The following is a 10,488-nucleotide window of genomic DNA, read 5'->3' on the forward strand; positions in this document are numbered from 1 at the left end:
CCAATTCCACCACCAGGGCACGCTATATAAGCGATGGAGACACCATCCTTAAATCATTCTCAGCAACCCGTTGTCGCTGGGAACGAGGTGTACTTTACTTCATTGAGAATTTTCGTCAACAAGAAAATGTAATGTTTTGAACTGCATGGCTAAAAATCCGCCTCTCATGTTCATTAATCAGACATTTAGTTCATCAGTTAAGCATTTTGGCCCCTTGTTACCGCCCTGCTTTGTCTGTACTGAGGTTATTAATATGGTCATGTAACAACCAAAACCGTCGGGTAACCGGCTGACAATTAATAACTTAGTTGAGTAGCGACTGGTTATTGCGTTAATGACATTCTAAGTAAATGAAACAAAAGGCCGGAATTTCCAGCCTTTTGTTATTTATCGAATACCGAATACCTTTCGGCTAGCGATACCAATTAATTGGTACTCACCCAAACCGATACAGAGCCACCGTTGACTGGAAACTCTGCCCAGCCATTGCCGTCCGTCCAGACTTCTTCACTACGGTTACCCAGATTATCGACATATCGCGTATTAGGGTGCCCTGTGTACATCCATTTGCTGCCACCAGCCGCGTCTGTCATGATCACGGCCATGGAGTTAGGGTGTTCGCTGTCCCCTTCTCTTGTCCAGCCGATGACATCCCAATGGTCCAGATAAGAGTGCTGTTTTCCGTATGCGTAGTCTTTTCGCAATGAGACTAGCTTTTCAATATTGGGGACTTTCGCCATATTGATGTTGTAGCCTTGGTCAGAGTACTGCGCACCGTAATAATCTGCGTAAAATACCGATGGGTAGCCTTCTTCTCTAAGCAAGATAAATGCATAGGCCAGCGGTTTGAACCACCAATCCACTGTAGATTCCAACGCCTGTAACGGTTGCGTATCATGGTTTTCAACCAGAGTTACCGCTTTTACTGGATTATCCTTCATTAAAGTGCCATCCATGATCCGACGCATATCGTAGTTGCCGCCAGAACGAGAGGCATTATAGAAATTCATATGTAGCGGCGCGTCAAACAGAGACATGCTTCCCGAAGTCTTGGAAATGAAGTTGTGAAGCTGATTGACGTCATAATTCCAGTATTCACCGACAGTGAATAGTTCCTTGCCTGTTTTTGCTCGCAGGTAGTCGATCCACTCTTGTAGATACTGGTATTTAATGTGCTTAACGGCATCCATGCGAAAGCCGTCGACTCCTGTCATAGAAAGGTACCATTCGCCCCAGTTTTTCAGTTCCTGTTTAACTTCCGGGTGATCCATATCCAGATCAGCATACATCAGGTAATCGTAATTTCCCTTTTCCGAACTGACTTCCCAGTCCCAACCTTTGTCGATACCCTTGAACTTAAAAATAGCCTTTTCTTTTCCGGCGTCATCCCAGTCAACGCCATCAAAGTGATACCAGGCCCAGTGGAACGGTGAATACTTGTCGTTGCGACCAGGGAAACTGAAGTCTACCCAGGCTTCAATCCATTTATCACCCAGTTCAATATTTCGGTTATCCCAGTCAACTTTCTTAGTATCGACCCAAGATTTACCGTCTGCCCCCCCTCTATGGTTAAACACTACATCGCCATAAATTTGAATACCGTTCTGGTGGGCTACCTGGATTGCACTAATGTACTCATCTTTGGTGCCGTATTTGGTTCTTACCGAACCTTTCTGATCAAACTCACCCAGATCGTACATATCATAGACACCGTAACCTACGTCACTATTACCACCAGCACCTTTGTACGCAGGAGGAAGCCAAAGTGCCGTAATGCCTGTTTCTGCCAGTGATTGAACATTACTTTCAACCTGGGTCCACAGTTTTCCATCATTCGGTACATACCAATGAAAATATTGCATCATGGTACCGTTTTGGTACGCGTATACAGGAACTGATAACAGCAAGGATAACGGCAAAATTGCACGTTTAAGTGTTGTCGCTTTCATTATTTTCTCTCTCGTTATAACTAAAACTTGTGCCTGCCAAAACATAGAGACACAGAATTATCAGCTTGCTAATCGAAGGTAGTTAATATTTGCAGTTAACAGGTAACCACATAGCAAGCACAAAAAAGCTAACATTAATAAGCACGTACAATTGTTGATAAAACTAACATTTATGGTGTGAATATATTATTTCGTCTTATTCTGGCAAGCTGATCAAATAAATGGCGGGCATATATTAACCATTCTATAGTTGCCAATCTGTTGAACTTGTCATTTCAGTCATCGATTTCAGGTTAATGGACAACCAATGAAACATAACGGGCGGAACACAGTTGTTGAGAAGCAGAAGAGAGATATGAAGGATTTTTATGCTGAGTTTTGGGCACAAAAAAACCAGCCTTTGGCTGGTTTTTTTGAACTCTACAGATGGAGCACCATCTTGGATACCGACTAAATTAATCACTATCCATTTAAACTGGAGCGACACACGAGGTTCGAACTCGTGACCTCAACCTTGGCAAGGTTGCGCTCTACCAACTGAGCTAGTGTCGCAAATGGAGGCGCGTCCCGGAGTCGAACCGAGGTCCACGGATTTGCAATCCGCTGCATAGCCACTCTGCCAACGCGCCTTCTTGTGTCCCTTTCCAACCTGGCTAACCAGCATTGCTCTTGGGTACGGGATGCATTCTACGGATTCGCCCAGTTGAGTCAACACTATTTTTTAAATTTTGAATCGTTTGTCTACTTTGCATTCAAAAAGGGCTGAATTGGTCAATAAACTAACAAAATTGCTGCTCAATTCAACTAGATAACTATTACAAACGGCAGATACCTATTAAACAACAAAGACAAAAAAAGCGGGCATCGCCCGCTTTTTGAAATCAATAACTGTTTTACACCGGTTAGTGATGTTCCTCGCTCAACAGATCGTCCTTCGCCGCCATCAAGTATTGGGCCATCGACCAGTAAGTTAAAATGGTTGCGACATACAAGGCGATATAGCCTAACCAGATCATCCAGTCATCATAGCGCCAGATAAGCACCCACAAGGCAAACATTTGCGTCAGCGTTTTTACTTTACCTATCCAGGACACGGCGACACTGGCACGTTTACCGATTTCAGCCATCCACTCGCGAAGCGCGGAGATAATGATTTCACGGGCAATCATCGTCACCGCCGGAATGGTGACCCAGATAGAATGGTAGTGCTCGGTAATTAAAATCAGCGCCGTAGCGACTAGGACTTTATCGGCGACCGGATCGATAAATGCACCAAAACGGGACGTTTGACCTAACTTTCGTGCCAACATGCCATCCAGCCAATCGGTAAACCCGGCTACCCAGAAGATCATAGCCGCAGCAAAGGGGGCCCAGCTATACGGCAGATAAAACGCGACAACAAAGACTGGAATCAAAAATAGTCGCAGTAAAGACAGAATGTTAGGAATATTAAGACGCATATTTGTTAGGGCTCTTATCGATTGCGTAGTCGGCCGGCTCACCGTGGCGAACCGGGCTCTTATGGTGCGGGATTTTCATTATTGTTTCAATGCTTGATAAATGTTTTCTGCCAAAGAATGACTGATTCCGGGAACTTTGGAGATTTCTTCGACACTGGCACGTTTTAGCTGCTGGAGTCCGCCCATGTATTTTAACAGCGCCTGACGACGTTTGGGCCCCACTCCTTCAATGCCTTCCAGTGAACTGGTGCGGCGCGTTTTGCCCCGTTTCGCCCGGTGACCGGCAATAGCATGATTATGGCTTTCATCACGAATGTGCTGCATCAGATGCAGCGCCGGATCGTCTGAGGGCAGATGGAATTCTTCGCCATCGGTAGTGATCAGCGTTTCCAACCCGGGTTTACGGGTCACTCCTTTTGCAATACCCAGCATGGTGGGACGAAATGGCCATTCGTCCCAATAGCGGGAAACAATCTCATGGGCCCGGTTTAGCTGCCCTTTACCACCGTCAATAAAGATAATATCGGGGATTTTATCTACATCCAGCTGCTTGGAGTAGCGACGTTCTAACGCCTGTGCCATCGCCGCGTAGTCATCGCCGCCGGTAATACCGGTAATATTGTAGCGACGGTATTCCTGTTTTACCGGGCCTTCCTGATTGAACACTACACAAGAGGCGATGGTGCTCTCCCCCATGGTGTGAGAGATATCAAAACACTCCATTCGTTCAATGGAATCCATCGCCAGAACTTCCCGCAACGCTTTGAAGCGTTGTGAGATGGTCATCTTGTGGTTGATCTTGGTGGTAATCGCCGTCAGCGCATTGGTATTAGACAGTTTAAGGTAACGGCCACGAGTCCCGCTAGGGGCAACATGAAACAGAACTTTTCGCCCGGCGAGCTGAGTCAGCGCAGACTGAATCGGCGCGATATCGGGGAGCAAATCACGATTCAGGATCACCCTTCCCGGTATGGTCCGAGACTCCTGTTGATTGAGGTAGTACTGAGTCAGAAAACTATCAAACACCTCTTCGCGGCTGGTATTGTTTGGGATTTTAGGAAAATGGCTGCGGCTGCCAAGCACCTTGCCCTGACGAATCATCAAAATATGGATACAGGCAATCCCGCTTTCCTGGGCAAAACCGAGCACGTCCATATCGTCCATACTGTCTTCGGCCACAAACTGCTGTTCCTGAACCCGTCGAATTGCCTGGATCTGGTCCCGATACCGGGCCGCCTGTTCAAATTGCAGCTGTTGACTGGCCTGCTCCATTCTCTCAACCAGTTGGTTGAGCACCTGCTGATCTTTGCCCTGCAAAAATAGTCGTACGTAGTTAACCAGTTCTGCATAGTCCTGATCCGAAATCACACTACTGACACATGGCGCTGCACAGCGACCAATCTGATACATCAGACAGGGACGGGTGCGGTTGCTATATACCGTATCTTCGCACTGGCGTACCGGAAAAATCTTCTGCAGCAGATGCAAGGTTTCGCGTACTGCGCCTGAATCCGGATAAGGGCCAAAATACTCCCCTTTACGTTTCTTGGCTCCGCGGTGCAGAGACAAACGCGGATGCTTGTGCCCACTGATAAAGATGTAAGGGTAAGATTTATCATCACGCAGCAGTACGTTGTACTTAGGTAAGTACTGCTTGATGTAATTGTGCTCCAGGATCAGAGCTTCAGTTTCGGTATGGGTGACGGTGACATCGACCTTGGCTATGTTGCTGACCAAAGCGCGTGTTTTTTCGCTGTCCACTTTCTTACGAAAGTAACTGGACAGGCGCTTTTTCAGATCTTTGGCTTTACCGACATAAATCACATCAGCATCGGCGTTGTACATTCTGTAAACGCCGGGCTGATTAGTGACTGTTTTGAGAAAAGCAGATGAATCAAACGATGACGACACTACAAGCTCTCAGTGTCTAACATTCCATGTCGAATCGCTAAGTGAGTCAATTCTACGTCACCACTGATATCCAGCTTACTGAACAGTCGATAGCGATAACTGTTAACCGTTTTCGGGCTCAAATTGAGCTGCTCAGAAATGTCTGTGACCTTCTGACCTTTGGTTATCATCATCATTATCTGCAGCTCCCGCTCGGACAGATCGGCAAACGGGTTTTCTGACGCTGGTGAAAACTGACTGAGCGCCATTTGCTGGGCAATTTCCGGCGAGATATAGCGTTGACCGCTATTAACCACGCGAATTGCATTGACCATTTCATCCGGACCGGCACCTTTAGTCAGGTAACCCGAAGCTCCGGCTTGCATCACTTTAGTTGGAAACGGATTTTCCGTATGAACAGTTAAAACGATGATTTTCATATCAGGATTGAAACGCAAGATCTTCTTGGTAGCCTCTAAGCCACCAATACCCGGCATATTCATGTCCATTAAAATGACGTCGGCATGATTATTTCGACACCATTTTACTGCTTCTTCACCGCTATCAGCTTCCCCTGCTACGTTCATTCCACGGACGTCTTCAATAATACGTCGTATCCCTGTGCGAACCAGCTCGTGATCATCTACAAGGAAAACACTTATCAAACTTGTATCTCCACGCTTATTACTTGGCTCTGCACCCACCTAGCCAGTGGATCGCAGCTTCGCTGCCTATTGTAACCTATTTTGGACTAGATTCTTACACTGAATATGTGCCCAAATGCAAACTTTAGCAAGTACTTATTTTAATTAGTGGCGGGCACCTGACGAATATTTTGCTCACTTCCTCCTAAAGCTACACCTGTTAATCATTTCATAAAAAACAAATATTATTCATAATGTTACAGTAGGTAAAATAATTTTTTGACCAACAGAAGTGTGTGCATGAGTCACTATTTAGACCTTAGACTCTGGGTATAGCGTAGCAGGTAAATGGCAGATTTGCGTGTAACAGTCTGATACCTTTGGTTATCATTATCGGTAACGCCCGCAGTTACAAAAAAAGGAATCCCTGGGTTGACGATTGAATCTGGCTTCGTGCTAACACGCCAAGCTCGCGATATAGAACAGAGCACGCAAATCGAGTTTTGGTTAGCCACCGATAATGGGCCGATCCAGCTAGTTATTGACGGTGAGCAACCGGTTTTTTTTGTCTCAGCCGAACAGGTGGAAAGTACCCAGCGAGTCGCTAGCGAAATGGGTTTGGCTTGCCGGATAAAATCTCTGCCAATGAAAACCTTCCAGCACATAGATGTGGCTGCGGTGTACAGCAATACCATCAAAATTAGCCAACAGCTGTGCGAGGCTCTGCAGCAACAGGGGATTGAAACTTTCGAAGCCGATATCAAGCTGGCAGACCGATACCTGATGGAGCGCTATATTCAGGGCAGTGTCGAATTTGCCGGCCAGGTACGAAGTGAACATGGCTATAGCAAAGTCACTGCCGCCAAATGTCGTACCGGCGATTATATCCCCTCACTTTCGGTGGTATCGCTCGATATAGAGTGCTCTGAAAAAGGTATTCTCTATTCCATTGGTCTGGACAGCGTTATGGACAGCCGGGTCATTATGGTCGGCGAGCCTGAGCCTGCCGAGACCAACATCCAGTGGGTAACCGATGAGCGTGCACTACTGCTGGCATTAGTCGACTGGTTTCAACGTTATGATCCGGACATCGTCATTGGCTGGAGCGTCATCGATTTCGATTTTCGCCTGATCCACAAGCGTGCCCTGTGGCATCAGCTCAAACTCAAGCTCGGCCGGGGCCAGCGCCACAGTTACTTTCGTACCGCCAGCCATTCGCAGCAGGGATTTGTCACCTTACCCGGTCGCGTGGTGATGGATGGCATCGATACCTTAAAAACCGCCACTTACCAGTTTCGCTCCTGGTCATTGGAGTCGGTTTCGCGCGAATTACTGGGTGAAGGTAAGGCGATCAACAATGTCCACGACCGAATGGCGGAAATCAACCATATGTTTCGCCATGACAAACCTGCCCTGGCCAAATACAACCTGCAAGACTGCGTATTAGTCAATCGTATCTTTGACCATACCCACCTGATTGAATTTGCCATCCAGCGGTCCAAATTAACCGGTGTCGAACTCGATCGTCTGGGCGGCTCAGTCGCGGCGTTTACCAACCTCTATTTACCCAGGCTGCACAGAGCTGGCTATATAGCGCCCAACCTGACACCGGAGAACTGGCTCGCCAGTCCCGGCGGTTACGTGATGGACTCGATACCTGGCCTGTATGACTCGGTATTGGTGCTGGATTTTAAAAGCCTGTACCCCTCTATCATCCGTTCGTTTCTGATTGACCCACTGGGGCTAATCGAGGGATTGCAACTCGAAGTGGGCAGCCAGGAAGACCAGGCGGTGGAAGGTTTTCGTGGTGGCCAGTTCCACCGCACTAAACATTTCTTGCCACAGATGATCGAGCAGCTCTGGCAAGCGCGTGATGAAGCCAAACGCAATCAAAATGCGCCTTTTTCACAGGCGATTAAGATCATCATGAACTCGTTTTACGGCGTGTTAGGTTCGTCCGGCTGTCGATTCTTTGATACCCGGCTGGCGTCCAGCATCACCATGCGTGGCCACGAAATAATGAAGCAGACCAAGCGCCTGATTGAACAACAGGGACACCAGGTGATCTATGGTGATACCGATTCGACTTTCGTATCGCTTAACGGCGCCTTTGCCCAGCCGCAGGCTGACGCTATCGGCAATGAACTGGTCAGTCATATTAACCAGTGGTGGAGTAACCATCTTGAGCATGAGTTCGGCCTGAATTCGTTTCTCGAGATCGAATATGAAACCCACTACCGAAAATTTTTGATGCCGACTATCAGAGGCGCGGAAACCGGCTCTAAAAAACGCTACGCCGGCCTTATCCAGAATGGCGAAAACGAGAAGCTGGTATTTAAAGGATTAGAAAGTGCCCGCACAGACTGGACTCCTCTGGCGCAGCGTTTTCAGCAGCAGCTGTACCTGATGGTGTTTCACGGCGAGAATCCCGCTGAGTATATTCGTCAGCTAGTGGAACAGACTAAGTCTGGCGAGTTAGATGAAGAGCTGGTCTATCGCAAAAGACTCAGACGTAAGCTGAGTGAATATCAGAAAAACATCCCGCCTCAGGTGAGAGCGGCAAGAATGGCCGATGAGATCAACGCCCAGTTAGGCCGACCTCAGCAGTATCAGAACCGTGGCGTGATTGAGTATTTGATCACGGTAAATGGCCCTGAACCGAAAGAGTATCTGAAAAGCCCAATCGATTATCAGCACTACATCGATAAACAGTTGCTTCCAGTCGCAAACGCCATTCTGCCGTTTATCGGCATGGACTTTAATCAGCTGACGCAACCTCAATTGGGGTTGTTTTAATCTGCGGCGAGCGATTCTGTCGCCGGCTTTGCTAGCCGATTTTAAATTCGGTGCGCTGGTACTGTTTGGTCAGCCAACTACCGAACTCATCCATTAGCCCCACCACAGAACGTTTTGCAACCAGCTGGCCAGACAACAGTATCGCCAGCCGCTCAACTTCGCGACGTTTCTCCGGGTGATAGTGTAAAAATTGCCGGCCGCAGTCGATAGGCTCATCAAACCAGTTTTTGTCTCTGTACATCACCAGTGAATAGCTGGCCCTGAGCATTTTTTTCGCTATCGCCTGCTGCGCTTTTATCTGCTCGGCGCTACTGGCGGCACTGCCAATCCGTAACCGGTAAGCCGCCAGCCAATCATGTAAGTCCATATTCCAGTGTTTGGCGATCTCCCAGCTCGGTTCGTAGTCGCCAAAACACTCGGATAAATCATCGCCATACACACAGACAGCGCAGTGACGCAGCAGAAATCCCCAGGAAAACAGACTATCAAGGCTGACCACTTCACTGGTCAGCGCCGATTTGATGTTTAGCTCAGTAACATGCGGATGGCTTTTCTGAAAACGCCATTTGATGGTATTGAACAGCGTCGAGCGGTTAGCCGAAAAGTCATTGTGCGTAACCACCACGACATCAAGATTCGAGTAGTTCGGCCGGGCCGTTTTTCTGGCGACACTGCCGTAAACATAGACACTGTGCAGGTTATCTTGTAATCCACCGCGGAGAAAAGTCACCAGGTCAGTGACAGCAGCCTGATATTGAGGTTGAAAAGGTGTGCGGGCATCGATAACTGAGAGTGGCATAAGACTAAAAACTGATTACCTGATGAATATTCGAGACGGATTATGATCTCTTAGTGAGAACCATCAATCAAGAGATTCCTTAATCATTCTGGCTTGCTATAATGCCGGCCAACTTTGTACCTCTATTGTAAGGATTCTTTCCATGCCAAAGGCAAGTGAATTGAAAAAAGGCTTCGCCATCGAGTCTAACGGTAAAACATTGCTGATCAAAGATATTGAAGTAACCACTCCGGGTGGTCGCGGCGGTGCAAAAATTTATAAGTTACGTTGTACTGACCTCAACACCGGCGCCCGTGTAGATGAGCGCTATAAGTCGGACGACGTGCTGGAAACCGTAGAGATGAACAAACGCAACGTCTCTTTCTCTTACGTTGACGGCGATGAGTACATCTTCATGGATAACGAAGATTACTCTCAGTTTACTTTCAAACAAGACGACATCGCCGATGAACTGCTGTTCATCACTGAAGAAATTCAGGGTCTGCAAGTTGTCCTGGTTAACGGCAGCGCGGTCGCAATCGAACTACCGTCTTCTGTGGAACTGGTGATTGAAGAGACTGATCCTTCTATTAAAGGTGCGTCTGCTTCGGCTCGTACCAAACCGGCACGTTTTTCTACCGGCCTCGTCGTACAGGTACCTGAATACATTGCCACCGGCGACCGCATCGTGGTAAACACCACCGAACGTAAATACATGAACCGCGCATAAAATGATGACAGATTTAATCTCTTTTGATGACGCAATTGAAGTTGCGTACGATATCTTCCTGGAAATGGCACCGGATAACCTGGAAGCCGCAGACCTGATCCTGTTCACTGCCCAGTTTGATGACCGTGGTGCGGCTGAACTGGTCGAAACCGGCAATGACTGGGTTGAACATGTTGGCTTTGAAGTCGACACCGACCGCTACGCTGAAGTCAGAGTCGGACTGGTCAATGAGCAGAACGAC

General features: G+C 47.6%; 8 protein-coding genes and 2 tRNA genes. 3 read left to right on the plus strand and 7 right to left on the minus strand.

What is annotated here, in order from left to right; all coding sequences use genetic code 11:
• Positions 1-425: 425 nt before the first annotated feature.
• From amyS to uvrY, 6 genes are all read right to left on the minus strand, one after another.
• Positions 426-1,949: an alpha-amylase gene (gene amyS, locus ACQY6F_RS17070; RefSeq protein ID WP_428776144.1), complete on the minus strand. Its 1,524-nt coding sequence runs from the start codon at positions 1,947-1,949 to the stop codon at positions 426-428.
• Positions 1,950-2,425: 476 nt separating this feature from the next.
• Positions 2,426-2,501: transfer RNA gene (locus ACQY6F_RS17075), tRNA-Gly, on the minus strand.
• 3 nt (positions 2,502-2,504) lie between these two features.
• Positions 2,505-2,578 (minus strand) — tRNA-Cys (locus ACQY6F_RS17080).
• A gap of 273 nt (positions 2,579-2,851) precedes the next feature.
• A complete protein-coding gene (gene pgsA, locus ACQY6F_RS17085) occupies positions 2,852-3,409 on the minus strand; it encodes a CDP-diacylglycerol--glycerol-3-phosphate 3-phosphatidyltransferase (RefSeq protein ID WP_428776146.1) in 558 nt (185 codons plus the stop codon).
• 78 nt (positions 3,410-3,487) lie between these two features.
• Complete coding sequence (gene uvrC / locus ACQY6F_RS17090) at positions 3,488-5,320, minus strand: excinuclease ABC subunit UvrC (protein ID WP_428776147.1); 1,833 nt, start codon at positions 5,318-5,320, stop codon at positions 3,488-3,490.
• Positions 5,320-5,964, minus strand: a complete 645-nt coding sequence (uvrY, locus tag ACQY6F_RS17095; protein ID WP_428776149.1) for a UvrY/SirA/GacA family response regulator transcription factor — start codon at positions 5,962-5,964, stop codon at positions 5,320-5,322. Before uvrY ends, uvrC begins: the two co-directional genes overlap by 1 nt.
• A 411-nt stretch (positions 5,965-6,375) precedes the next feature.
• Between uvrY and ACQY6F_RS17100 the strand changes: the two genes are divergently transcribed.
• A complete protein-coding gene (locus ACQY6F_RS17100) occupies positions 6,376-8,739 on the plus strand; it encodes a DNA polymerase II (protein ID WP_428776150.1) in 2,364 nt (787 codons plus the stop codon).
• Positions 8,740-8,770: 31 nt separating this feature from the next.
• On the opposite strand, the gene ACQY6F_RS17105 is transcribed toward ACQY6F_RS17100, so the two are convergent.
• On the minus strand, positions 8,771-9,538 hold the full coding sequence (locus ACQY6F_RS17105; protein ID WP_428776152.1) for a nucleotidyltransferase domain-containing protein: 768 nt from the start codon (positions 9,536-9,538) through the stop codon (positions 8,771-8,773).
• A gap of 142 nt (positions 9,539-9,680) precedes the next feature.
• Here ACQY6F_RS17105 and yeiP point away from each other — a divergent pair, with 142 nt between their 5' ends.
• Together yeiP and ACQY6F_RS17115 are read left to right on the plus strand one after the other, a co-directional pair.
• Positions 9,681-10,247, plus strand: a complete 567-nt coding sequence (gene yeiP, locus ACQY6F_RS17110) for an elongation factor P-like protein YeiP (protein WP_428776154.1) — start codon at positions 9,681-9,683, stop codon at positions 10,245-10,247.
• A 4-nt stretch (positions 10,248-10,251) separates the two neighbouring features.
• Positions 10,252-10,488 (plus strand): DUF440 family protein (locus ACQY6F_RS17115; protein WP_428776156.1); only part of this gene is annotated, 237 nt, incomplete at its 3' end.

This window comes from Vibrio sp. (genome assembly GCF_050299255.1).
Lineage (GTDB): Bacteria > Pseudomonadota > Gammaproteobacteria > Enterobacterales > Vibrionaceae > Vibrio.

Excerpts from the sequence above, each read along its gene's own strand:
- pgsA (WP_428776146.1), bottom strand. The coding sequence starts at position 3,409 with ATGCGTCTTAATATTCCTAACATTCTGTCTTTACTGCGACTATTTTTG.
- yeiP (WP_428776154.1), top strand. The coding sequence starts at position 9,681 with ATGCCAAAGGCAAGTGAATTGAAAAAAGGCTTCGCCATCGAGTCTAAC.
- ACQY6F_RS17105 (WP_428776152.1), bottom strand. The coding sequence starts at position 9,538 with ATGCCACTCTCAGTTATCGATGCCCGCACACCTTTTCAACCTCAATAT.
- amyS (WP_428776144.1), bottom strand. The coding sequence starts at position 1,949 with ATGAAAGCGACAACACTTAAACGTGCAATTTTGCCGTTATCCTTGCTG.